At 72.6% G+C, this 24,318-nt stretch carries 18 protein-coding genes, 1 tRNA gene and 1 pseudogene; 12 read left to right on the top strand and 8 right to left on the bottom strand.

Annotated elements, in window-relative coordinates; genetic code table 11:
• Window positions 1-38: 38 nt before the first annotated feature.
• The 6 genes from V3N99_06155 to V3N99_06180 all read left to right on the top strand — a co-directional run bounded on the left by V3N99_06155 (window position 39) and on the right by V3N99_06180 (window position 7,909).
• The gene (locus tag V3N99_06155; GenBank protein MEO3936329.1) at window positions 39-2,945 is read left to right on the top strand and encodes a CocE/NonD family hydrolase; all 2,907 of its coding nucleotides are present in this window, start codon (window positions 39-41) and stop codon (window positions 2,943-2,945) included.
• On the top strand, window positions 2,942-3,799 hold the full coding sequence (locus tag V3N99_06160; protein ID MEO3936330.1) for an ABC transporter permease: 858 nt from the start codon (window positions 2,942-2,944) through the stop codon (window positions 3,797-3,799). The genes V3N99_06155 and V3N99_06160 overlap by 4 nt, the downstream gene beginning before the upstream one ends.
• Window positions 3,800-3,939: 140 nt before the next feature.
• A complete protein-coding gene (locus tag V3N99_06165) occupies window positions 3,940-4,551 on the top strand; it encodes a DinB family protein (GenBank protein MEO3936331.1) in 612 nt (203 codons plus the stop codon).
• Between the two features lie 205 nt (window positions 4,552-4,756).
• Window positions 4,757-5,416 carry a TetR/AcrR family transcriptional regulator gene (locus tag V3N99_06170; GenBank protein ID MEO3936332.1) on the top strand — a complete coding sequence of 220 codons (660 nt, stop codon included), beginning with the start codon at window positions 4,757-4,759 and terminating at the stop codon, window positions 5,414-5,416.
• 10 nt (window positions 5,417-5,426) lie between these two features.
• Window positions 5,427-6,284, top strand: coding sequence for a type II CAAX endopeptidase family protein (locus V3N99_06175; protein ID MEO3936333.1), 858 nt, complete (start codon window positions 5,427-5,429; stop codon window positions 6,282-6,284).
• Window positions 6,272-7,909 carry a phospholipid carrier-dependent glycosyltransferase gene (locus tag V3N99_06180; protein ID MEO3936334.1) on the top strand — a complete coding sequence of 546 codons (1,638 nt, stop codon included), beginning with the start codon at window positions 6,272-6,274 and terminating at the stop codon, window positions 7,907-7,909. The genes V3N99_06175 and V3N99_06180 overlap by 13 nt, the downstream gene beginning before the upstream one ends.
• Here the strand turns inward: V3N99_06180 and V3N99_06185 are convergent.
• Entirely contained in the window at window positions 7,906-9,129 is a 1,224-nt protein-coding gene (locus V3N99_06185; protein MEO3936335.1) for an MFS transporter, read from the bottom strand. The genes V3N99_06180 and V3N99_06185 overlap by 4 nt on opposite strands.
• A gap of 28 nt (window positions 9,130-9,157) precedes the next feature.
• Window positions 9,158-9,943: a DUF4118 domain-containing protein gene (locus tag V3N99_06190; GenBank protein ID MEO3936336.1), complete on the bottom strand. Its 786-nt coding sequence runs from the start codon at window positions 9,941-9,943 to the stop codon at window positions 9,158-9,160.
• A gap of 298 nt (window positions 9,944-10,241) precedes the next feature.
• Between V3N99_06190 and V3N99_06195 the strand changes: the two genes are divergently transcribed.
• Window positions 10,242-11,687 (top strand): DNA polymerase IV, encoded by a 1,446-nt coding sequence (locus V3N99_06195; protein MEO3936337.1) that lies wholly within the window; start codon window positions 10,242-10,244, stop codon window positions 11,685-11,687.
• A 95-nt stretch (window positions 11,688-11,782) separates the two neighbouring features.
• Here V3N99_06195 and V3N99_06200 read toward each other — a convergent pair whose 3' ends face one another.
• The 4 genes from V3N99_06200 to V3N99_06215 all read right to left on the bottom strand — a co-directional run bounded on the left by V3N99_06200 (window position 11,783) and on the right by V3N99_06215 (window position 16,962).
• Complete coding sequence (locus V3N99_06200; protein MEO3936338.1) at window positions 11,783-12,943, bottom strand: substrate-binding domain-containing protein; 1,161 nt, start codon at window positions 12,941-12,943, stop codon at window positions 11,783-11,785.
• Window positions 12,944-13,084: 141 nt separating this feature from the next.
• Complete coding sequence (locus V3N99_06205) at window positions 13,085-13,570, bottom strand: hypothetical protein (protein ID MEO3936339.1); 486 nt, start codon at window positions 13,568-13,570, stop codon at window positions 13,085-13,087.
• Between the two features lie 3 nt (window positions 13,571-13,573).
• On the bottom strand, window positions 13,574-14,521 hold the full coding sequence (locus V3N99_06210; GenBank protein MEO3936340.1) for a class E sortase: 948 nt from the start codon (window positions 14,519-14,521) through the stop codon (window positions 13,574-13,576).
• Between the two features lie 2 nt (window positions 14,522-14,523).
• Window positions 14,524-16,962: a hypothetical protein gene (locus V3N99_06215; GenBank protein ID MEO3936341.1), complete on the bottom strand. Its 2,439-nt coding sequence runs from the start codon at window positions 16,960-16,962 to the stop codon at window positions 14,524-14,526.
• A gap of 229 nt (window positions 16,963-17,191) precedes the next feature.
• Here V3N99_06215 and pstC point away from each other — a divergent pair, with 229 nt between their 5' ends.
• The 4 genes and pseudogenes from pstC (at window position 17,192) to V3N99_06235 (ending at window position 21,990) form a co-directional block, all read left to right on the top strand.
• On the top strand, window positions 17,192-18,184 hold the full coding sequence (gene pstC / locus V3N99_06220) for a phosphate ABC transporter permease subunit PstC (GenBank protein ID MEO3936342.1): 993 nt from the start codon (window positions 17,192-17,194) through the stop codon (window positions 18,182-18,184).
• A 246-nt stretch (window positions 18,185-18,430) separates the two neighbouring features.
• A pseudogene (gene pstA, locus V3N99_06225) lies at window positions 18,431-19,291 on the top strand (phosphate ABC transporter permease PstA).
• 225 nt (window positions 19,292-19,516) lie between these two features.
• Complete coding sequence (locus V3N99_06230) at window positions 19,517-20,275, top strand: phosphate ABC transporter ATP-binding protein (protein ID MEO3936343.1); 759 nt, start codon at window positions 19,517-19,519, stop codon at window positions 20,273-20,275.
• Window positions 20,276-20,322: 47 nt separating this feature from the next.
• On the top strand, window positions 20,323-21,990 hold the full coding sequence (locus V3N99_06235) for a substrate-binding domain-containing protein (protein MEO3936344.1): 1,668 nt from the start codon (window positions 20,323-20,325) through the stop codon (window positions 21,988-21,990).
• Between the two features lie 62 nt (window positions 21,991-22,052).
• On the opposite strand, the gene V3N99_06240 is transcribed toward V3N99_06235, so the two are convergent.
• Window positions 22,053-22,125: transfer RNA gene (locus tag V3N99_06240), tRNA-Ala, on the bottom strand.
• An 89-nt stretch (window positions 22,126-22,214) separates the two neighbouring features.
• Between V3N99_06240 and V3N99_06245 the strand changes: the two genes are divergently transcribed.
• Complete coding sequence (locus V3N99_06245; GenBank protein ID MEO3936345.1) at window positions 22,215-23,288, top strand: AI-2E family transporter; 1,074 nt, start codon at window positions 22,215-22,217, stop codon at window positions 23,286-23,288.
• A gap of 52 nt (window positions 23,289-23,340) precedes the next feature.
• On the opposite strand, the gene V3N99_06250 is transcribed toward V3N99_06245, so the two are convergent.
• Window positions 23,341-24,237: a hypothetical protein gene (locus V3N99_06250; GenBank protein MEO3936346.1), complete on the bottom strand. Its 897-nt coding sequence runs from the start codon at window positions 24,235-24,237 to the stop codon at window positions 23,341-23,343.
• Window positions 24,238-24,318 lie beyond the last annotated feature (81 nt).

Consider the following 24,318-nt stretch of genomic DNA (forward strand, 5'->3'; position numbering starts at 1 on the left):
CATCGGCGGACGTCTCGGTCAGCGGGTTACCGTTGCCCATGGCCAGACCCGCGCGCACGACCAGCTGGGCAGCGCGCAGGACGGCCCTCGTGGCATCCCTGGCGCTGCTCCTCGCCCCGCTCGCCACCACGGCGATCGTGACCGTCGCCGCCGCCCCGGCCGGGGCCGAGACGGCGATCCGCACCGAGACCGCGAAGGTGGCGGTGGGCGCCGAGCCCGACGGGTCGACCGTCTCGCTCGACGTGTCGGTCTACGAGCCCGCGGCGGGCACCGACCACCCCGCCGTGCTGCTCGCCCACGGGTTCGGCGGGAGCAAGGGCGACCTCGCCGAGCAGGCCAAGGAGCTGGCCCGCGGGGGCTACGTCGCGGTCACCTGGAGCGCCCGCGGCTTCGGCGCCTCGGGCGGCCGCATCCACCTCGACGACCCGGCATATGAAGTCGCTGACGCGCGAGTCCTGTTGTCGCAGCTGGCCGCCCGGCCCGAGGTGCGCCTCGACGCACCGGGCGACGCCCGGGTCGGGGTGGTCGGAGGCTCCTACGGCGGCGCGCTCGCGCTGATGCTCGGCGCCACCGACCCGCGCATCGACGCGGTGGCCGCCTCCATCACGTGGAACGACCTCGCCGACTCGTTCTTCCCCCAGAACGCCACCGCTCCCCAGCCGACCACCTCGACCGCCCCGGCCCCGACCGCCGGCACGTCGCCCGCCGCCGTGACCGGGTCGGCCACGACGGGCCCCTTCAAGCAGCTGTGGGCCTCACGGTTCTTCGTCGGCACCGTGGCCGCCGGCCAGGGTGTCGACCCCTCCTGCGGCCGCTTCGACCCGACCGTGTGCCGGCTCTTCCTCCAGGCCTCGGCCACGGGTGACGCCAGCCCCGAGCTGCTGGCCCTCATGCGCGCGCACAGCCCGAAGCCGCTGCTGGCCGGCCTCACGGCCCCGACCCTGCTGGTGCAGGGGATGCACGACAGCCTCTTCGGCATCGGCCAGGCCGACGCGACGGCCACCAGCCTTGCCGCACAGGGCACCCCGGTCTCGGTGCGCTGGATGGACGGCGGTCACGACGGCATCAGCAGCACCGCCGACTCCGACACCGCCGCCATCCGCACCTGGCTCGACCACTACGTCGGGGGCACCACCAAGCCCGTCGCCGACAGCCCCATGCCGTTGCCCTCCTTCGTCTTCGCCCAGCCGCTCGCGGCGCGCCAGACGGCGGCGGTGCTGTCGGGGACCGACGCTCCATACGACCGGGCCGCGACCTCGGTGACCGTGCCGATCGACGCGACGTCCAAGCCCCTGCTCAACCCGCCCGGCGGCCAGCCGGCGTCGACGACGCTGCTGCCGGTGAGCGGTGCCCTGGCCAGCACCCTGCCGTCCTACCCGCTGGCCGCGCTGGGTGGGCAGTCCGCCGCCTTCGACACCGCCGCCCTGCCCCAGGGGCTCACCATCGTCGGGTCGCCCCGGGTGCGGCTGCTGGTGCGCTCGAGCGGCACGAGCAGCACGCTCTTCCTCAGCCTGTGGCAGGTCACGGGGGGCACGGTCACGCTGCCCCGCCAGGTCGTGGCCCCCGTCACCGTGGCGACGACCCCCGGCCAGGCCGTCGCGGTCGACGTCACCCTGGCCGCCGCGACCTGGGTGGTGCCGCAGGGCAGCAGCCTGCGCGTGCTGGTCACCTCGACCGACTCGACCTATGCCGCGCCCCGCGTCTCGCGCACCGACCAGGTCGGCGTCTCCGACCTGCGGCTGCCCGAGGTGGCCGCCAGCCCCCTCGCCGGGCAGAGCGGGTCGACCGGCTCCGACCCGGAGACGGTCGGTGTCCTGGCGGCCATCTCGGTCGTGCTGTTGGCCCTCGCGGGATCGGCGCTGTGGCGCCGCCACCGACGACGCGCCGTCGCCGCGCGCCCCGACCTCGCCGACACCCCGCTGGTCGTCGAGCACCTGGTCAAGACCTACTCCGACGGGCACCGCGCCGTCGACGACGTCTCGTGGCGGGCCGAGCGTGGCCAGGTGGTGGGCCTGCTCGGCCCCAACGGCGCCGGCAAGACGACGACCCTGCGGATGGTGCTCGGCCTGATCCGCGCCGACTCCGGCACGGTGCACCTGCTCGGCGAGCAGGTCGCCGCCGGCTCGCCCGTGCTGGGCCGTGTCGGTGCGCTGGTCGAGGGCCCCGGCTTCCTGCCGCACCTCACCGGCCGACAGAACCTCGAGGCCTACTGGGCGGCGACCGGCCGCGACCGGGCCGACGCCGCCTTCGACGAGGTGCTCGACGTCGCCGCCCTCGGCGGGGCCGTCGACCGCGTGGTGCGCTCCTACAGCCAAGGCATGCGTCAGCGCCTCGGCATCGCGCAGGCGATGCTCGGCCTGCCCGAGCTGCTCATCCTCGACGAGCCGACCAACGGCCTCGACCCGCCCCAGATCGCCGGCATGCGCCCCATCCTCCAGCGGTATGCCGCCGCCGGCCGCACCGTCGTCGTCTCCAGCCACCTCCTGTCCGAGGTCGAGATGACCTGCACCCACGTCGTCGTCATGCACGCCGGTCACGTGGTGACGACCGGCACCGTCGCCGAGCTCGTCGACAGCAGCGACACCACGGTGCTCGAGGTGCTGTCCCACGACGAGTCCGCCCGGGACGGGGTCCCGACGGGTGAGCCGGTCCGCGAGGCCGTGGCCCGGCTGCGCGCCACCACCGGCGTGACGACCGTCGAGGCCACCGACGACGGCGCGACCACCCGGCTCGTGACGACGGCGACCCTGCCCCGGGCCGACGTCGTGCGGGCCGCGACCGACGCCGGGCTCGACGTCGTCGGGGTGAGCAGCCGCAAGCACCTCGAGGAGGTCTTCCTCGGCGTGATCGCGGCCGCTGCAGGGGGGGTGCCGGGCGGTGACGAGCCGGACGGCGGAGACTCCGCCTCGCTCACCGACCGGCTGCGTCAGGTGCGGGCCCGATGAGCGCCGCACCCACCACCGGCCACCGGCCCCGTCGACCCCTGACCTGGCGGGCCGAGCTGGGTCGGCAGCTGCGCCGACGCCGCACGCTGTGGTCCTTCGCGCTCATCCTGGCCCTGCCCCTCGTCGTCGTCGGCGCCTTCGCCATCGGCGGGTCCAGCCCCAGCTCGTCGAACCCCACCACCACCACGAGCTTCGTCTCGCTGGCCACGGCGAACGCCGCGAACTTCGCCGTCTTCGCGATCTCGGCGTCGGCCTCCTTCCTGCTCGTGGTGCTGGCCGCGCTGTTCGTCGGCGACACCGTGCCGTCGGAGGCGTCGTGGGCGACCCTGCGCTACCTGCTCGTCGCCCCGGTGCCACGGGCCCGCCTGCTCACCAGCAAGCTCGTCGTCGCCCTGGCCACGACGGCCTGCGCGGTGGCGCTACTGGTCGCCTGGTCGCTGCTGGTCGGCGGGGTGTTCTACGGCTGGGGCACCTTCACCAACCCGGCCGGTGGCACCCTCGGCTGGGAGGTGCTGGGCTGGAGGTTCGTCGGCATCGCCGTCTTCCTCGTCATCACCCTGCTGCAGGTCGGGGCCATCGCCTTCGCCCTCGGCGTGCGCACCGACGCCCCGCTCGGGGCCGTGGGGGGCGCGGTGATGGTCACGATCGTCTCGGCCATCCTCGGGCAGATCGACAACCTCGGGTCGCTGCGCAACGGCCTGCCGATGTACTACCAACGCGCCTGGTTCGACCTGCTCACACCGAGCGTCGACTGGTCGGGCCTGCGCCACGGCACCGTGTGGTCGCTGCTGTGGACCACCGTCTTCGTCGGCCTCGGCTACACGATCTTCCGGCGCAAGGACGTCCTCAGCTGATCCCCGCGCCTCCGGGTGCTCGGACGCGCCCTGAGGTATCAAAGAATCACCCCCGGGCGGCGGAAGGGGGTGATTGTCTGGCCACCCAGGCGCGGGTGCGGGAGGGTGGCTCCGCCCCTCCTCCAGACGAAGGACCAGCCATGCCCGGTATGCCGCCGCCCGTCCCCACCGAGAAGGCCGCCCTGCGCGCCTTCCTGGCCCAGCAGCACGACGGCGTGCGCGGCGCCGCCTACGGCCTCACCGACGAGCAGGCGCACAGCGCTCCCTCCACGAGCGCCATCACCATCGCCGGGCTGCTCAGGCACCTGACCGTCATGGAGACCGCCTGGGTGCGCCGGGCCACTGCCGCCCCGGCACCCCACGTGTCCGACGCCCGGCCGCTCGAGGAGGCGGCCGCCGCCTACGGCAGCGACTGGGACCCGCACGGCGAGACCCTCTCCGACCTGATGTCCGCCTTCGACGCGATGACCGCGCGCACCGAGGCCCTCGTCGACGAGCTCGACCTCGACACGCCGGTGCCCGTGCCCCGCGACGCCCCGTGGTTCCCCCGGGACGTCGAGGCGTGGTCGGTGCGCTGGGTGTGGTTCCACCTCATCGAGGAGGTTGCCCGGCACGCCGGGCACGCCGACATCGTGCGCGAGTCGATCGACGGCGCGACCATGTACGAGCTGCTCGCCGGCCGCGAGGGCTGGCCGGCGACGCCGTGGCTCACCCCGTGGGCCCCTCCCGGGGCTCCAGCAGCGACGCCCTGATCTGCGACTTCAGCACCGGCGCCGCTGGTGTCGCTCATCGTCACATCCCCACCCCGCCGTCGACGGCGAGCCCTGCGCCGTTGGACCCGGACCGTCGGTGGCACGGGTGCTTGACGAGTGTCAAGACTTCTCTGGACAGTTGTCAGAGCCAGCCTGAACGTCGTCCCGGCGTGGGACGATCGGGGTCGAACCGCGAGGAGCACCCATGACCGCCACCCCCACGGCGCCGACAGCGGCGCGCGCCCGGCGCCCCACCGACCGCTTCGACGAGCGCCGCGACCAGCTGGCCGAGTCGGCCCTGACGACCCTCGGTGAGCTCGGCTACGCCCGCTCCAGCCTGCGCGAGATCGCGGCCAACTCGGCCTTCAGCCACGGTGTCGTCCACTACTACTTCCACGACAAGCTCGAGCTCATCGTCTACTGCGTGCGCCACTACAAGGCCCGCTGCGTACACCGCTACGACGCTGTCGTGCGCGACTCGGTCACCGCCGACGAGCTGCTCGACGGCTTCGCGGCCACCCTCGTGCAGACCCTGCGCGACGAGGCCCCGATGCACCGGCTGTGGTACGACCTGCGCAGCCAGAGCATGTTCGAGCAGTCGCTGCGCGAGGCGGTGACGATGATCGACCGCACCCTCGAGGAGATGATCTGGCGGGTGGTCAGCCGCTACGGCGAGCTCTGCGGCCGGCCGGTGCTGGCCGGGCCCGACGCGGCATACGGGATGCTCGACGGCCTCTTCCAGCAGGCCCTGCTGGGCTTCACGGCGGGCGACGAGACCGTCATGACGACCCTCGCCGACCAGGTCCACGGCCTGATGCCGCTGCTGCTCGGCCCGGTGCCCGCGACACCCAGCGCGGCCAATTAGAGTCTCGCCCATGTCTGTCACGGCCGACCCGGCTCCCGAGGTGGGTGCCGGAGGGCTGCCCGAGCGCGGCCCGGCCCCGGTGCCCGCCGCCCGCCGCCCCCTGCTGCGCCGCGAGGTGCTCGTCGTCCTCGGCCTGTCCCTCGGCGCGTCGGGGGTCTATGCGGTGCTCGCCATCATCGACCGGCTCACCAAGGCCGTCGCGCTGGCGCAGCAGACCTCGACGCTCAACAGCTCGGTCACCCCCGACCGCCCGTGGCTCGACCTCGCCTACCAGCTGACGGGGTATGCCGTCGCCCTCGTGCCCGTCGCCGCCGCCCTCTACCTGCTGCGCCGCGCCGAGCCGCCGGTTCCGGCGGTCGCCGAGGGTCGCTGGTCACCGAGCCGCTTCCTCGGTCTCGACCTGCGCCGCCCCCGGTTCGATGTCGCCGGAGGGGTCGGCCTCGCCGCGCTCATCGGCCTGCCCGGTCTGGGGCTCTACGTCGTGGCCCGCGCCCTCGGCCTCAACACCCAGGTCGCGGCGGCCAACCTCGGCGGGGCCTGGTGGACCATCCCCGTGCTGGTGCTGTCGGCCATCCAGAACGCCGTGCTCGAGGAGGTGATCGTGGTCGGCTACCTCGTCACCCGGCTGCGGCAGCTCGACTGGCGGGTGCCCGTGGTCGTCGCCGCCTCGTCCCTGCTGCGCGGCAGCTACCACCTCTACCAGGGGTTCGGCGGCTTCGTCGGCAACGCCGTCATGGGGGTGGTCTTCTCGCTGGTCTACCTGCGGTGGCGGCGCGTCGGGCCCCTCGTCGTCGCCCACACCATCCTCGATGTCGTCGCCTTCGTCGGCTACACCCTGCTGAAGGACCACCTCACGTGGCTGCAGTGACCCTCGAGCGCACCTCGCCGCCCGACGAGGAGGCCGGGTCCTCCCGCCACAGCCCCCCAGCCCGGACGGCGCGCCTGCGGGCGCGCCTGCTCGGCACCCCGCCGGGCGACCGGCTGCTCGGCTGGCTCGGGCCGCTCGTCGTCGCCGCCATCGGCGGCTTCCTGCGCTTCTGGAACCTCGGCAACCCCCACCAGCTGGTCTTCGACGAGACGTACTACGTCAAAGAGGGCTGGTCGATGATCCTCTTCGGCGTCGAGATGAAGAACGACCCCGCACTCGAGGCAGCGAAGCAGATCGACCAGAACTTCACCGCCGGCCGGGTCAGCACCGTCTACGACCCGACGGTCGGCGACCTCGTGGTCCACCCACCGGTCGGCAAGTGGCTGATCGGCTGGGGCGAGCAGCTCTTCGGCATCACCAACAGCGTCGGCTGGCGCTTCTCGGTGTGCGTGCTCGGCACCCTGTCGATCCTGATGGTCGGGCGGGCGGCCCGCCGGATGTTCGGCTCCTCCCTGCTCGGCACGGTCGCCGCGATCCTGCTCGCCTTCGACGGTCACCACTTCGTGCACTCGCGCACGGGGCTGCTCGACCTGATCGTCATGTTCTTCGGCTTCGGCGCGTTCTGCGCCCTGCTGATCGACCGCGACCACTCGCGCGCCGTCCTGGCGCAAAGGGTGGGGCAGGTCCCCCGCTCGCAGCTGACCCGCTTCGGCCCGTCGATGGGGTGGCGGCCGTGGCGGTGGGTGGCGGGCATCAGCCTCGGTCTCGCGACCGGCACCAAGTGGTCGGGGCTCTACTTCGTCGTGGCCTTCGGCCTGATGACCGTCCTGTGGGACCTCGGCGCCCGCCGGACGGCCGGCATACCCGGCTGGAAGGTCGCGTGGCTGGTGCGCGACGCGCCCCAGGCCTTCGCGCAGCTGGTGGTGACGACCGCGGTCGTCTACGGCCTCAGCTGGTGGGGCTGGTTCGCCACCAGCACCGGCTACAACCGGCACTGGGCCGACACCCACGGCTCGCAGAGGTGGGGCTGGATCCCGGGCTCCGTGCGCTCGTGGTGGAACTACCACGCCCAGATCCTCGACTTCCACATCCACCTGGAGTCCGACCACCCCTACAAGACCAACCCCTGGAGCTGGATGATCCAGGGTCGACCGACCTCGTTCTTCTACGAGGGGCCGAAGAAGGGCATGGACGGCTGCACGGTCGAGGTCTGCTCCAAGGCCATCACCTCGATCGGCACCGTGTCGGTCTGGTGGGGCGGCACCCTCGCGCTGGTGGTGCTCGTCTTCATGTGGGCCCTCCGTCGCGACTGGCGGGCCGGCGCGATCCTCGCGGGCTTCGTCGGTGGCTACCTGCCGTGGTTCGCGCTCCAGGAGCGCACGATCTACAGCTTCTACGCCGTCGCCTTCGTGCCGTGGGTGGTGCTCGCCTGCACCTACGTGCTGGGCCTGGCCATCGGCCCGCCCACAGCGACCCGTCAGCGCCGTCAGGTGGGCCTGCTCGTCACCGGGCTCTTCTGCGTGCTCACGGTCTCGCTCTTCGCGTTCTTCTACCCGATCTACACCGCGCAGGTGGTGCCGCAGGACTTCTGGCGCGCGCACATGTGGTTCCCCAGCTGGGTCTAGCGGCGTGGCTCCGGGGGGCGTATCGCCCCCGAGACGAGAATCGCCAGGGCCATGAGGGCGGCCACCACGGTCAGGCCCTTGAGCACCCCCTCCTGGTCGCCCAGGAAGCCGATCAGCGGGGGCCCGCCGAGGAAGGCGACGTAGCCGATGGAGGCGATGACGCTGACCCGGCTCGCGGCATGCTGAGGCTCGTCGGCGCCGGCGCTCATCCCGACCGGGAAGCCGAGCGACGCACCCAGCCCCCACAGCACCGCGCCGACGAAGGCGAGCGCCGGGTGCCCGGCGAAGACGAAGAGCAGCAGCCCCACGACCGCGATACCGGCCGTGACGCGCACCATCAGCACCCGTCCGTGGCGGTCGAGCAGGTCGGGCCCGACCCACCGACCAGCCGTCATCGCGGCGAGGAAGAGGGCGAATCCGAGGGTGCCGACCGCCGGCGAGAGCCCGTAGCCGTCGATCGCCGCCACGGCGATCCAGTCGTTGCCGGTGCCCTCGGCGAAGGCGAAGGCGAGGACGAAGACCCCGATCAGCACCGTGCGCGGCTCGCGCCAGGCCGCCCAGAGGGTGCGGTCGGGCTGGGCGTGCGTGGCCTCGGGGACCCCGTGGTCGTCGGGCAGGAAGCCCCGGACCCTCACGGGCACCAGCGCCACGACGAGCACGGCCACCGCGGCGAGGTGGACCGAGACCGGCACGTGCAGGGCGACCAGGGCCGCGCTGAGCAGGGCCCCCACGACGGTGCCCACGCTCCACCCGGCGTGGAAGCGCGACATGATCGAGCGGCCGAGGGCGCGCTCGACCAGCGCGCCCTGCACGTTCATCGCGACGTCCCACGCACCTATGGCGAAGCCGAAGACGACGAGCGCGGCGACCAGGGGCACGACCCCCCAGCGGTAGCCGAGGGCGACACCGAGCAGGCCGGCACCGAGGATCCACGCCATGGTGGCGACGACCCGCTGCGACCCGAGGCGCCCGACGAGGGTGCCCGCGGCGGTGAGGGCGACGATCGAGCCGGCCGCGATGGCGAGCAGCACCAGCCCCAGCGCGCTCGGGCTGAGGCCGAGCTCGTCCCGCACCTGCGGGATACGGGCGGCCCAGCTCGCCATGGCGAAACCGCAGACGATGAAGGAGGCGTACGTCGCCCTCACCGCGCGGGTCGTGCGGTCGGCCCGGACCCCTTCGGCCTCGGTGGTCGCGAGCAGTGGGTCGGTCGCGCCAGGCATGCCCGTCAGCCTACCGAGCCGGGCCGGGCTACCGAGCCGGCCCGGCTCCCACCCGGGCCCGGCCGAGCTGGTCGGCGAGCAGCACGGCGACCCGCAGCTCCTCCGGCGCGGGACGCCGCACCCGGGTCGCGGTGACGAGCAGCAGGGTGCCGGTGACGACGCCACCCACCCGCACCGGGAGCGCGGTCTCGTCGTCGGTGGGCAGGCCGTGCCGCGCCACGTCGAAGGGGCGCCCGGCCCGGAGCACGCTGCCGTCGGGCTCGACCGTCGTGCGGCGGGCCACGGCCACCCCGGGCTCCCACCGGCAGTCGTCGAGGCGGAGCAGGTCGGTGAGCTCGCCGGTCACGACGCGGACGAGGGCGTCGGGGCCAGAGGTGCCCCCGCTCCCGTCGCTCGCGACGCTGCCCGCGACGACCTCGGCGGCCGCGAGCGCGCCGTCGAGGTAGCCGTGGATGCGGCTCGCGCGCGCCTGCTGGCGGCGACCCCAGAGAGCCACCTCCGTCACGGCGACACCGACGAGCACGAGCAGCACGAAGGCCTCGACGTCGTCGCGGTTGCTGATCGCTAGGGTGCCGTAGGGACGGGTGAGGAAGGTGTCGAAGAAGAGGCCGGCCGACGCAGCGGCGAGCAGGCCCCCCATCCGGTCTCCGGTGCTGGCCGCACCCACGACGACGAGGACGAGCACCAGGACCGCTCCGGCCGCGCTCACCTGGTCGCGCACGAGCGAGAGGAGTCCAGCCACGACGAGCGGGGTGACGGCGGCGAGGAGCAGGAGCCAGGGGCGGCGGTCGGGGCGGGTCTGCAGGCGGTCCATACCCTCATGGGAGCCCCGCGGGGGATGACCCGTCCAGCGTCTTCACGCGTTCTTGACGCAGACAGGGATGGGTGGGGTCCCGACCCCCCTCACGGGGACCCAAACCCCACCCACTGCTGCTACCTCGACGACACACGGAGCCCCCACGGCCCCACGCCCTTCGGCACCCCCCACGGGTCCCTCGAGCGAGCGCGTCGTGACCCCAGTATGTCCGCCCTGTCCTTCGCGACACAAGTCGTCCGGGATCTGAACTACCTGTGGTTTACCTCTCCCTCCCTGTGCATGGCATCGTGGAGCGGTGACGGTGCCCACGACCCCTGCGGGTCGCCCGGTGGCCTGCATCCTGCACCTCGACCTCGACGCCTTCTTCGCGGCCGTCGAGCAGCGTGACAAGCCCAGCCTGCGGGGTCGTCCCGTGGTCGTCGGGGGCGTCGACGGGCGCGGGGTGGTGGCGACGGCCTCCTACGAGGCCCGACGCTTCGGGGTGCACTCGGCGATGGCGACCGCGCAGGCCCGGCGGCTGTTGCCGGCCGGTGCGGCCTACCTCTCGCCCCGGTTCGAGGCCTACCGCACGACCTCGGGCGTGGTCATGGCGCTGCTGGCCGGGCTGTCACCCCTGGTCGAGCAGGTCAGCATCGACGAGGCCTACGTCGACCTGGCCGCCGGCGGGCACGACCTGTCGCCACGGGGCCTCGAGCGCCTCGCGCGCGACCTGCGCGAACGGGTGGCGGTCGCGACCGGCGGGGTCACGGCGTCGGTGGGCATCGGCACCAGCAAGCTGGTGGCCAAGACGGCCTCGGACCTGCGCAAGCCCGACGCCCAGACGGTGGTCGCGGCGGGGGGTGAGCTCGAGATGCTCCACCCGCTGCCCGTCACCCGGCTGGGGGGCGTGGGGCCGGCCACCGAGCAGAAGCTGCGCTCCATCTCCGTGGCGACCGTCGGCGACCTCTACCTCGTCGAGCCCTCGACCCTCGTGCAGCTCTTCGGCACCTCCCACGGCGGCGGGCTGCACCGGCTGGCGCGGGCCCAGGACGACCGGGTGGTCGAGCCGCACCGCGAGGCCAAGTCGGTCTCGGCCGAGGACACCTTCGCTGTCGACGTCACCGCCGTGCCGCGACTCCACGCCGAGATCGACCGCCTCGCAGCCCGGGTCGCGCACCGCCTGCGCGATGCCGGTACGGCGGGCCGCACGGTCACCCTGAAGGTGCGTCGCCACGACTTCACCACCGCCACCCGCTCGGCCACGCTCGCCCAGGCCAGCGACGAGGTCGACGTCATCGCCTCCACCGCTCGCCGCCTGCTGGCCCTGGCCCCCACCGAGGGCGGGGTGCGCCTGCTCGGGGTCGGGGTCTCCGGTCTGCGCGACTTCGTCCAGACCGAGCTCTTCACCGACGACCCACCGGTGCCACAGCCCCCGGTCGTGGACGCGCCGGGCGAGGAACAGGGCAGACCTGTGGGTAGCGAGCCGGCCTCCCCCAGCCCGGATGCTGCGCTCGACGGCCCGCTGGCCACCCGGCGGTGGCGCCCGGGCCAGGACGTCGTGCACGACGAGCTGGGGGCCGGGTGGGTCTGGGGTTCGGGTCGTCGCCTCGTCACCGTCCGGTTCGAGGGACCCACGACCACGCCCGGCCCCGTGCGGACCCTCGCCGAGGACGACCCGGCCCTGAGTCCCGGCCCCCCACCGCCGTGGCTGGATGACCGGGAGGACGACGAGCAAGACGGGCAGGACGACCAGGACCGCTAGGACCGCTGGGCCGAGAGCCGGACGACGGATCGCCCCGCCCTGCCGAGGCAGGACGGGGCGATGCGTGGTGGGTCGGGAGCTGCCGGTGAGGGCGCTCAGAAGGCGACGTTGAGGCGGCAGGCACCCGTGGTGGCCTGCTTGGCCAGCGGGAGGAAGCCGTACTTCTTCAGGGTGGTGGCGAAGGCGTTGGCGCAGAGCTTGCTCTGGCCGGCCGCGTCGAAGCCGACGAAGCGCTTGGCCGCGAGGTAGGACTTCGCGGTCTTGTCGATGTTGTGGAAGATGTAGCGGGCGCCCGGGTAGGCCGACCCCTCGTTGTAGGCCGAGGTGTTGGGCTTGTAGGCGCCGGAGCTGCCGGAGACGGGGGCGTAGGTGGTGGTGCCGACCTTGACCTTGCCGATGCTGACGCCGTTGCGCGAGTCGGGGATGACCGCGTTGCCCTGGGCGATGAAGGCGCCGGCCGAGAAGGGCACGATGCCGTTGGCGCTGATCGGGGTGCCGTCGTTCTCGGCGACCTGGGTGGCCGGGCAGCTGGTGCTCAGGCGGGGGTCGACGCCGGCGAGGAAGTTGGAGACGAAGAACGACCCGGTGCCGGAGCCGGCCTGCGGGAAGAAGCGCTCGATGGTGCCCGTGCCGGCGCCCGCGATGGAGCTCCAGTTCGTGATCGAGCAGGTGTAGATGCCCTTGACCTGGTCGGTGGTCAGGGTGATGGCACCCTTCTTGGTGGCGTAGCCGACGGCGTCACGGCCGTAATCGTAGCACTCGAGGTTGGGTCGGGTCGTCGAGTTGCACTGGTAGGACGAGGCGCGGCTGACGTCGACCGAGGCGTCGCCGGAGGGGTTCAGCTCGAGGCGGGCGGCACCGGCACCCGATCCGGTCGGCGCGGTCTCCTGGCCGCCGCTGGCGCAGGTGGCGCCGGTCGGCGCGAGGTTCGGCGTGATGAACCACGTGCAGGCCGGGCTGTAGGCGTCGGCGGGAGCCGTGACCGTGACCGGGTCACCGGGGGCCGCGAAGGCGTGGACGTTGACGCAGGTGTCCTTGGTGCCCGTGGTGGGCTTCGGGTTGTCGCCCTTGAGGTTGCTGTTGACCGCGGCGCAGAGGGCGTCGTCGAAGAACTGGGTCGTGTCGGAGCCGACGAAGGTCAGGGTGTCGGCGACCTTGTCGGACTTCGGGAGGGCGATGGCGGGGGCGACGCCGACGACGGCGACAGCAGCCGCAACAGCCGCTGTCGTCAGCATCGTCATACGAATGGAGCGCATGAGGGTTTCCTCTTCAAGATCGCGGTGGGGGCGGCTCCTGCCGCCGGGACAAGTGGGCCAGTGAGTGGTGAACTCCGTTGGCCGGTCAGGGTTAACGCCCGATGTCCAGCCCGTGGCCGCCCCGCCACCTGGTCGCGTCCGTCAACTGGTCTGGGGCGGCTGACCGGGACGAAAGCGCGCAACCGACGCAGACGGTGCGATGCGCACGGCTTCCCGGTTGATGAATCTGACGAAGGTCACCGGCGCCCTCGGGGCGACCAGGCGGAACCGGTCGACGCTGGCCAGGCACTCGACCCGCCGACCGTAGGTGCCGTTGGAGCGTGCGAGGGTCACCCCGTCGACCGTGAGGGACCACTCCCACTCTCGGCCGCGGGTGCTCATCAGGTCGACGTTCCCGTCGGCCGCGACCCGTGCGGCCAGCAGGGCGAGGTCCCGCACCTCCTCCGCCGAGGCGAATGCTCCGGACAGGTCGGCCGACCGGGCGTAGGCCCGGTTGTTGCGCCCGATCAGACGCCAGAAGCACCTGGTGGGGCTGACGTAGACCTGGAAGCGGGCCGGCGAGACCGTGGGCGCCTTCCCCTCGACGACCACCTCGGGCTCACCGGGGAGGGATGCGGCCCCCCGCACCGGTCAGGCCCACCCGGGGAGCAGTCGCGTGGCCGTGAGCGCGGTGAAGACGACGAGCGCGATCAGCGGGGGCGTGGTGACGAGGTAGGCCATCGAGCGCGACCAGCGACGATAGGCCACGACGGCGCCTAGCACCCCGGCGACGAGCGCGAGCGCCTCGAGCACGAGCAGGGCCCAGGCCGACGCCTCGCCGTGACGACCGTCCTGCTCGGTCGAGAAGCCGTTCTGCGGCGTGGGCACGAAGGCCGAGCCACGCAGCGCGGCGACGACGATGGTCGCCTGGGTCGCGTTCCACGGCAGGGCGCTGTCCGACGTGATGAGGGTCAGCTGGTCGGTCGGCGTGGGGTCGTAGAGCGTGTCGGACACCCGGTCGTGCGTCACCTTCTCGACGACGTAGACCACCCTGCCCTGCGTGGTCTGCAGGATGATCGGGTCGCCGGCGTGCATCGTCTCGAGCGACGAGAACGGGCCGCCGAAGGCCGTGCGACGACCGACGAGCACCGCGTTGCCCGGCTGCCCCGGCGCGGCAGTGCCCGGCACGTGACCGACCCCTCCGCGCAGGACGGACGCGCTCGCCCCCTCGACGACGGCCTGCTGCTCACGCAGCCGGGTGATCTGCAGCAGGGCCAGGGGGTCACCGATCGGCACCGCCCGCGTGGGCGCCACGGCACCGTCGAGGCTGTCGTTGGCGGCGCCGTAGGCCTCGTTGACCGACAGCTGGAGGTCCCGGGTGAGCTGCACCTGCGACCGCGACTCGAAGAGCGTGCCGACCGGGTAGGCCACGACGCCGAGGGCAGCGACGACCAGCACGAGGAGCACGAGGCCACGGACCGCCCAGCTGCGCAGGTCGGTGGGTGCCCTGCCGTCGGCGGCCACCAACGGCTGGGCGCGGCGGGCCCCGGCGAAGTGGTCGGCGGAGTGGTCGGCGGGTCGGCGCCGGACCTCGGCCATCGTCATCGCCCACCGCCGGTCGCCGTCGACGAGCCCGGCGGGACGCGGCTGCCCAGCCCAGGGAGGACCAGGGCCCCGGCGGCCCACGCGGCGCCCACCCCCACGAGCACGAGCAGCACGAGCAGACCGACCATCGCCGACACCGGGGACGCGCCGCTCGCGCCGGAGAAGGTGGCGTCCTGGAGGGCGACCTGCTTGCTGCCGAGGATGACCGGCTTCTCCTTCGCGTTGTCGCCGAGGGCCGTGTTCCCGGTGGCGCCCGAGGCGCCGTCGCCCGCGGCCGCGGGCGGCGAGCCCGACGTCACGTCGCCCCCCGAACCCGAGGAGCCACCACCGGTCACGCCGTTGTCGACCACCGGCGGCGGGGGCGTCGGTGTCACCCGGGGTGTCGGGGTCGTGGCCGGCGCAGGGGCCTTCGTGCAGCGGGCCACGGTCGTGGTGCCGATCTTGGCGATGGCCGCGCTCGCCCGGGCGGCCAGGTCCGGGGTGAGCCCGGCCAGGCCGGCCGGCAGTGCTGCCTGCCCGCTGGTTGTGGTGTAGGACAGGAAGTCCCGGAGCATCTTCTGCTGCGCGGTCCGCGGCGCGCAGGCGTCGTCGACGAGGGCGTTGGTCGACACCACGGCGTACTCCACGAAGGTGAGGGGGTAGGCGCCGGGGGCGGTGGTCTCGAAGTACCCCTTGCTGCCCAGGGTGCCGGAGGCTGCGGTCGCCGCGGCCCGCATGGTGTCGGCAGAGGGCGCGACGTAGGCGTCGGCGGAGGTGCCCGACCCCAAGCCCGCGGTGTCGAGGCCGACGGAGGTGGCGGAGGCCGCGTCGAGGACGACGAAGCGTACGCAGCCGTTCTTGGCCCACCGGTTGCCCGCGAAGGGGCTCGGGTCGAGGGACAGCGGGCATACCGAGGTGAAGCCCTCGGGCAGCGTGAAGAACGGCGAGTCCTTGGTGGCCATCACGCTGTAGACGGAGTTGATGGACGACATCTGCGAGGTCAGGTGCGGTGCGGTGTCAGCCAGGTCGATGAGCGGGTCGAAGGCCGTCAGTGCGCCCACGGGCTTGCCCACCCGCTTGAGCTGGCTGTTGTAGGCGTTGTCGGGGTAGACCCAGGAGCCGGCCGCCGTCGAGAGCAGGTAGTCCGAGAGGGAGACGGCGACGGAGTTCTGCCCGACCCCGTAGACCGGCGTCGTCACCTGACCGAACGGCAGGCCCGCGTAGCCCGGGTCGAACCCCGCGAGTCCCTCGTTGCCCGGGCGCCCGGCGATGCTGCTGCCCAGCGGGTTGACGGACGGGTTCGGCGAGTTGGAGTCGTAGGGGGCGGTGGGATAGCTGTGCAGGATGATCCCGGCGACGTCGGACGGCGCCAGGTTGATGCGCGGCAGCGTCGCCGGGTTGTAGGCGAGCTGGCCCCCCGTGACCGACGGCGAGGAGATGCCTCCCGTCTGGCCGACGGCAGCGGCGTTGATGGCGATCGGGATCGCGACCTGGCCGGCCGTCAGCGGTGTCGTGGTGAGCGCTGGCGACCCGATGAAGGCCAGGTCGGCGGTGGTGCCCACGGTGGAGACCCCGGTGGGTCCTGCCTCGCCGATCTCGCTGGAGAGGAAGGAGACCGGGATCGGTGAGGTGTGGGTGCCGCAGAAGCCACGGTCGAGCAGCGAGAGCGGGGTCTGCAACCGCTCGGGGCCGATGGCGGTCAGCGTCTGCGCGGCATCCAGGCCGGTGCACGAGCCCGTGTCGAAGCTCGATGCCTTCGCCGGGGCGATCGCGAGGTCCGAGACGTTGGAGAAGAACGACCCGTCGCCTCGGTCCAGCTCGAACCCGACCGCGCAGGGGTGCGTCTCGTCGCAGGTGAGCTTGCCCTGGGTCTCGGCTCCGGTGTCGTTGAAGTAGTAGATGGGTGCGGCGGTGTTCTGCTGCTCGCCGCTGCCCACCCGGAAGCTCACGTCCAGGGTGCCGTCCTTGCGGCCGTAGGCCTCCACGACGCTCGTCGAGAGGGCCGGAGTGTCACCCGTGAGGTCGGCACCGCCCGGGATGGCCGTCGAGAACCTGCTGCCGCAGGCGGTGGAGAGCAGGTCCGGGTTGATGACGTGCTGGTCCCGGCGGCCGGTCGGGGGCTTCTCGCCCACCGGGGGCATGTCGGCCGGGCACGTGCCGATCATCTTCAGCTTGGAGAAGAGCGTCATCCCGCTGACGTGGACCGTGATGATGTCGCCCTGCCGCCAGGTGGAGGAGTCACCCGGGGTCACCTCGACCGTGAGCGCGCTCCCTCTCGCGGGGTCGGCGAAGGTCGTGGTCTCGCCGGCGGCGGCGGGCGCGACGACCGTCGCGGCGTGCACCGCACCGACGGGTGCGACCACCCCCGCGGCCGCCAGCCCGAGGAGCGACACGACGACGAGGAGCGACCTCGGGCCGCGTGTGCGGGCAAGAGAAATGGCACCGCGAGGTGTCATCGGGGATCCCTTTCGTGGAGGGGTCGGACGGCGCGCTGACTCACCTGCGTCAAGGGGGCGCACCGCCATGGTGGGGGCGTTCTCGACACGTGGTCAAGCCGCTCGTGACCCATACGACCCCCTGCGCCCGGACGTTGCGTGCACCGTTGCCACTGGTTGTCCGTGACGTCATCGGGCGTTCACTTTCGACGCCCCCGCGAGACCTCGAAGGGCCGGAGACTCAGCCATCGTGGCTGCCACTCCCCTTCCCTCGCGGACGTTTTCGCGCACCAGGCACGCCGGTCGCCGGCCCGATGACAGGCCGTCGGGTGCCGACCGCGTCTTCGCCGGTCTCACCACGACCTCCGGGGTCGTCGTGCTCGCGCTGCTCACCCTGATCGCGGTCTTCCTGGTGCGCCAGGCGTGGCCGGCTCTCTCGGCCAGCGGGTGGTCGTTCTTCTCCACCGTCAGCTTCACGGTGTCGCAGCCGCCGGTCCTCGGCGTGCTGGGCCTGCTCATCGGCACGGTGGTGGTCGCCGTCATCGCGGTGGTGATCGCCGTCCCGGTGAGCATCCTCACGGCCCTGTTCATCACCGACGTGGCCCAGGGGCGGGTGCGGGCCACGATGATGGGCCTGCTCGACCTGCTCGCCGCCCTGCCGAGCCTGCTCTACGGGCTCTGGGGCTTCGCCTTCCTGTCCCCGCTGCTGCCGTCCGTGACGTCGTGGCTGGCGGCCCGCCTCGGCTTCATCCCGGTCTTCCGGGTGGATGACACGGCGCCCCTGATCTCGTCCTACTTCATCGCGGGCCTGGTCGTCTCGCTGATGGTCCTGCCGATCATCACGTCGGTCGTGCGCGAGGTCTTCATGCAGGTGCCTTCGGGCGAGAAGGAGGCGGCCCTGGCGCTGGGGTCGACCCGGTGGGGCATGCTGCGCGCGGTGGTCATCCCCTTCGGCAGCGGCGGCATCATCGGTGGCTCGATGCTCGGCCTCGGCCGGGCCCTCGGCGAGACCATCGCCGTCTCGCTCCTGCTCCCGCAGGCGCCCAGCGCTGCGGTCCACATCTTCCAGTACGGCGGCTCCACGATCGCGGGCTTCATCGCGACCAACGCCGGCGCGGGTGGGCTGGCCCTCTCGGGGTTGCTGGCGGCCGGGCTCGTGCTCTTCGCCTTCACCCTGACCACCAACTTCGTCGCCAGCATCATCATCGCCCGCAGCCGCTCCGGCGCCGGCCTGGAGGCCTGAGCCATGACGACCACCGACGTCACGCGGGTCGTCACGGCGCCACCGCCCCCCAGCCCACCGCTCCGGGCCGCACCGCCGACGGTGCGCACCCGGGTCCGGCCGGCCTTGTGGACCACGCCCGACATCCTGCTGGTGGCGGGCTGCGCCCTGTCGGCCGCCATGCTGACGGCACTGCTGATGCACGTGCTGGTCGACTCTCCCGGGTGGCTGGCCGACCTGGTGGTCTGGTACCTCCTCGCTCTGGCGATGACCTACGCCGTCACCCGCGACCAGCTCGGGGTGCTGGCGGCCCGCGACCGGGTCGTCACCATCGTGCTGACCACCGGCGCCGTGCTGCTGCTGGTGCCGCTCATCAGCCTGCTCGCCTACGTCACCGTCCGCGGCCTGCCGCACCTGACGCTCAGCTTCTTCACCCACGACCTGCGGGGGGTGACGCCCGAGTCGCCCCCGGAGGTCGGCGGGGGGTTGCACGCCATCATCGGGACGCTCGAGCAGGCGGGGGTCGCCCTGGTCTTCGTGCTCCCCCTCGGCGTCGTCACCGCCGTCTTCCTCAACGAGACCCGCAGCCGCATGCGCCGGTGGGTGCGCATCATCGTCGACGCGATGAGCGGCCTGCCCTCCATCGTGGCCGGCCTCTTCATCTACTCCGCCCTCGTCGTGAGCCGCCCCGGAGGCTGGGAGCTGTTCAACTTCAACGGGTTCATGGCCTCGCTGGCCCTCTCGCTCGTCATGCTCCCCACCGTCACCCGCACCGTCGAGGTCGTGCTGCGGCTCGTGCCCGGTGGTCTGCGTGAAGCGTCCCTCGCCCTCGGGGCGAGCCGGGCCCGCACGGTATGGAGCGTCGTGCTCCCCACCGCGCGCAGCGGGGTCACGACGGCCATCGTCCTCGGCCTGGCCCGCATCGTCGGCGAGACGGCACCGCTGCTGTTCACGGCCTTCGGCAACACCATCATCAACGCCAACCCGTTCAACGGGCCGCAGGAGAGCCTTCCGCTCTACGTCTACCGGCTGGTCAAGCAGCCGTCCGAGAACGAGCGCGACCGCGGCTACATCGGGGCGCTCGTGCTCATCGGCGTCGTGGTCGTGCTCTTCCTCATCGCGCGCTCCCTCGGCCGGCAGGCCGTCGGACGCAGCGGCCGGCTGCGCCGGCTCCGGTCGTCGATGCCCTCCTTCGCGCGACCACAGCCCGCATTCGCCGCCCCGCCCGACCTCGCCTCGTCCGCCGACGAAAGGACCCCCGTGACCCTCACCGACCCGGCCCCACCGGCCACCGCGCGCGAGCGCTTCGACGCCATCCGGTTCATCGGCGGACCCCCCGAGGGGGCCGCCAGCATCGAGTCGGTCGACGTGTGCGCCTGGTTCGGCGAGCGGCTGGTGCTCGAGGACGTCAACCTCGTCATGCCGACCAACAAGGTCACGGCGCTCATCGGGCCGTCCGGCTGCGGCAAGTCGACCTTCCTGCGCATCCTCAACCGCATGCACGAGCTGGTGCCCTCGGCAACGCTCTCGGGTGAGGTGCTGCTCGACGGCGACGACATCTACGCCCGCCAGATGCGCGCCCAGCAGGTGCGCGCCCGCGTGGGGATGGTCTTCCAGAAGCCGAACCCCTTCCCCGCCATGAGCATCCGCGACAACGTGCTCTCGGGCCTCAAGCTCGGAGGGATGCAGTGCTCCGACAAGGACGCCCTGGTCGAGCAGAGCCTGGAACGGGCCGGCCTGTGGCGCGAGGTGCGCGACCGGCTCGACTCCGCCGGCGGCGCTCTCTCCGGCGGTCAGCAGCAGCGTCTGTGCATCGCCCGGTCCCTGGCCGTCCGGCCCAACGTGCTGCTCATGGACGAGCCGTGCTCGGCCCTCGACCCGACGTCGACGCGCCGCATCGAGGAGACCATCCAGCAGCTGTCTAGCGACGTCACCGTCATCATCGTCACCCACAACATGCAGCAGGCCCAGCGCGTCTCCGACTTCTGCGCCTTCTTCCTCGCTGCCGAGAACGAGCCCGGACGGGTCATCGAGCACGGCCTCACGACCGACATCTTCGAGCGACCGGTCGACTCCCGCACCAACGACTACGTCAACGGCCGCTTCGGCTGACCCGCCGCCCACGACCCCAGCCCGCCCGACCCAGGATCTGAGCACCCATGACCATCAGTCGAACCCACCGCTTCCGTCGCCGACTCATCGTCGCCGTCGCGGCCGGGCTGGCGCTGTGCCTCCCCGCCACCTCCTCGCACGCCGAGTCCCTGGCCCCCATCAGCGGCTCCGGCTCGACCTACGTGGGGGTCGCCATGCGCAAGTGGGTGGCCGACGGCCAGACCCTCGGCATGTCGATCGGTTACACGCCGTCCGGCTCCCCCACGGGACTCAACCTCTACTCGCAGAACACCGTCGACTTCGCCGGCACCGAGGCCGAGTTCACGTCGATCGGTGTGGGCGCACCCCCGCGTGGTTTCCAGTACGTGCCTGACGTGGCCGGTGCGGTGGCCATCATGTACAACATCTCGGAGTCGTCCGGCCGCAAGGTCGACTACCTGCACCTCGACCGCAAGACGGTGGCCCGCATCTTCACCGGCGAGATCACCACGTGGGACGACCCGGCGATCGTGGCCACCAACAAGGGGATCCACTTCCCCTCCCAGCCCATCCGGGTCGTGCTGCGCAACAACCCGTCGGGCACGACGGCCCTGTTCTACGACTTCAACGCGACCACCCTGGGCGCGGAGTACACCAACCGCTTCCGCCAGTTCGGGTGCGCCGGCGTGGCCCAGCGGCCAGTCCAGATCACCTGCACCAACCCGGCCTACATCCCCCACAACATCGTCCTCAACGACTCCGACCAGATCGCGCAGTACCTCTCCAGCCCGGCGGGCAAATGGTCGATCGGCTTCGACGAGTTCGCCTACGCCAAGGTCTACGGGGCCTCGACCGCGTGGATCCAGAACGGTGGCGGGAAGTACGTCCTGCCCTACGCCCAGAACATCTCCACGGCGCTGGTGGGAGCCAAGCTGCGGCCCGACCTCAGCCAGGACCTCAGCGCGGTCTACGCCAGCACCAACCCGCAGGCCTACCCCATCTCGGCCTACTCCTACATGACGACGCAGTGCGCCGTGACCGGCAGCCGACCGACGTGCCAGGGGCCCTACTCCGACGCCGGCAAGAGCGGCACCCTCGCCAAGTGGATGCGCTACATCGCCTGCGACGGTCAGGTGAGCATGGCCGCCCTGGGCTACTCACCACTCCCGCCGAACCTGAGCCAGGAGATGATGAACTCGGTCGGGCGACTGACCGGTGCCGCACCCACGGCGCTCACCGCGTCCAACTGCTCGAACCCCCGCTTCCAGGGCTCGCTCGGAGCCGGCTCCACCAGCCCCTGCGACCCCTTCGTCTGCGGCAAGGGCAGCGCCCCGTCGACCGGCGGGAGCACCGGGTCGAGCGCTCCCGGTGCGGCGGGCACGGGGTCGACGGCGCCCGTGACGTCAGGGAAGGGTCGGACCACCCCGTCCACGACGTCCGCGGCCACCGGCAAGCAGACCACCACCTCGGGAGGCGCCACGCCGGGTGGAGCAGTGCCCCCGGGCGCGGTGACCGCCCAGAAGGGAGCCGACGGCGGCGCGGTCGTCGCCCTGGGCGGCAGCGACGCCGCGAGCTGGCGCCGTGCTGAGCCGGTGCAGTTCACCGCCGCCGTCCCCACCGACCCCTTCGGTGCGCTGCCGGCCGCGATCGTCCTCGTCGCCCTGCTCGCACCGATCTTCGTCGTGCGCCGTCGCCGGGCGTCGGCCGGAGCTCCACCGGTCACCCCGAAGGGCTGAACGGCCGCGCTCAGGCACACGACGACGCCCACCGGACAAGGTCCGGTGGGCGTCGCTCTCGGTGGAGCTGAGGGGATTCGAACCCCTGACCCCTTCATTGCGAACGAAGTGCGCTACCAGCTGCGCCACAGCCCCGAGGTGCGACCGAAACTCTAACACCGGCAGACAGGCCCGATGAAACCGGCTCGTCGGGCCGCCGGGGTGGGCCGGCCTACGGTGGGGTCATGCCGTCGACGAGCCCCTCCCCCGTGCCCGGACCCGTGCGAGCAGCGAGTGAGTGGGCCTGGCGCGGCCTGGTCATCGCGGTGGCGGTCGTCGCCGTGGCCTACGTGCTGGGGACCCTCTCCCAGGTGACCGTCCCGCTCGCCGTCGCGACCCTGCTGACGGCGCTGCTCGGCACCGTGCACCGCTGGCTCTGCCGCTTCATGAAGCGCGGGCCGGCCGCGGGGCTGACCCTGCTCGCCACCCTCTTGGTCATCGCCGGGCTGGTGACGCTGGTCAGCAGCCAGATCAGCGGCGGCTTCGGCGACATGGCCTCTCAGGCGGCGGGCGGACTGACCCAGATCCGCGACTGGGTGCGCAGCACCTTCCACGTCACCGACACGCAGTTCGACGCCTACGTCGAGCAGCTCAAGTCGTCGCTCCAGAGCAGCGCCGACCTGCGCTCGTACGCCGCGAAGGCCGGGGTCACGGCCACGCACGTCGTGGCGGGGCTCTTCATCAGCCTCTTCACCCTCTTCTTCTTCCTCTACCAGGGGCCGTCGATCTGGGCCTGGGTCGTGCGCCTCTTCCCCCGTCGGGCGCGGAGCCGGATCGACTCGTCGGGGCACGTCGCGTGGGGCCAGCTCACCGCCTACACCCACGCCACCGTGCTGGTCGCGGCGGTCGACGCGGTCGGCATCACCATCGGCGCCCTCGGGCTGCGGGTGCCCTTCCCCCTCGCCATCGGGGTCCTGGTCTTCCTGCTGTCCTTCGTGCCCATCGTCGGTGCCCTGCTGAGCGGCGGCGTCGCCGTGCTGCTGGCCCTCGTGGCGCAGGGCCCGGTGACCGCCCTGATCATGCTGGGCGTCGTCATCGGGGTGCAGCAGCTGGAGTCGCACGTGCTCCAGCCCTTCATCATGGGCCGCTCGGTCAAGATCCACCCGCTGGCCGTCATCCTGGCCATCGCGACCGGCTCGATCGTGGGGGGCCTGGTCGGCACCCTGCTCGCCGTGCCCGTCGCCGCCGTGGTCAACGCGGTCGGCACCCACCTGCTGTCGACCCCGGAGCCCGAGGGCGCGGTCGCGGAGGCGGGTTGACCACGGAGGGAGCGCGGAGCCCCGCTAGCCGCTAGCCGCTAGCCGCTAGCCGCTAGCCGACGATGCGGCGGTGGCGGGCGGCCATGAGCTGCTCGAGCTCGTCGTCCTCCACCTCGATCGGCACGGGCACCATCGTGGGTGCGGCGTCCCAGTCGAGCATGCGGGGTGCGCTGTCCTTGAGCATGTAGGTGGGGGTGGGCACCGGCACCGGGCTCCACTCCTGAGCGAAGACCGCGGCGGCGGCGGCGACGCGCACGGCCTCGTCGACGGCCATGAGGTCGTAGAGCGCGGGCTCCGCCGAGACCGGCTCGACCTCTTGCTGCTGTTGACCGTCCGGCTCGACCACGCCGGGCACCGCCGGAGCACTCGGCGACACCGTGGGGCTCGAGACCGCGTCGACGGTCGCCTGGCGCGGCGCCCGCACGCGTCGCCGCTCGCCCACGCGGGCGGCTCGACGCACGGCCTGCTCGCGACGGACCGACGCCCGGGTCCAGGCCACGACGACCGCGAGCCCGGCGAGCCCCACGGGCACCGAGCCCCACGGCAGGACGCTCACGGCCGACAGCAGCACGGTCAGCGGCAGCGCGACGAGGGCCGCGAGCACGACGAGACCGCGGATGCGGCGGGCCAGCACACCGGGTCGCGCGGCGGTCCGGCCGGGTCGCCGCACGGGCGGTGTGCGCGGCCCAGACGGCGTCCGGGCCGCAGCCCTGCGCCCGCCGGGTGCGGGTCGTCCGACGAGCGCGGGACCCGTGGCGGCAGACGCGGCATACGAGCTGGTGGTGCTCGTCATGGGTGTGGTCCGCCGCTCGAGGACGCGGATGGCGTCGCTGAAGCGGTCGACCGAGCGGGCGGTCGCGAGGTGGTCGCGGCGGCGGATCCAGTGCTGCACCAGATAGACCGCCCACACCGCCACGATGACGAGGAAGATCAGGCTGCCGGGCTGCACGGTCCCGACGCTAGGGGCTCGGGCGGCCTCAACGACGGACCCCGGCCGGTGTGTCGCCCATGTGGCCCATGTGACTCGTGG

This window comes from Dermatophilaceae bacterium Soc4.6 (assembly GCA_039889245.1).
GTDB lineage: Bacteria > Actinomycetota > Actinomycetes > Actinomycetales > Dermatophilaceae > Lapillicoccus.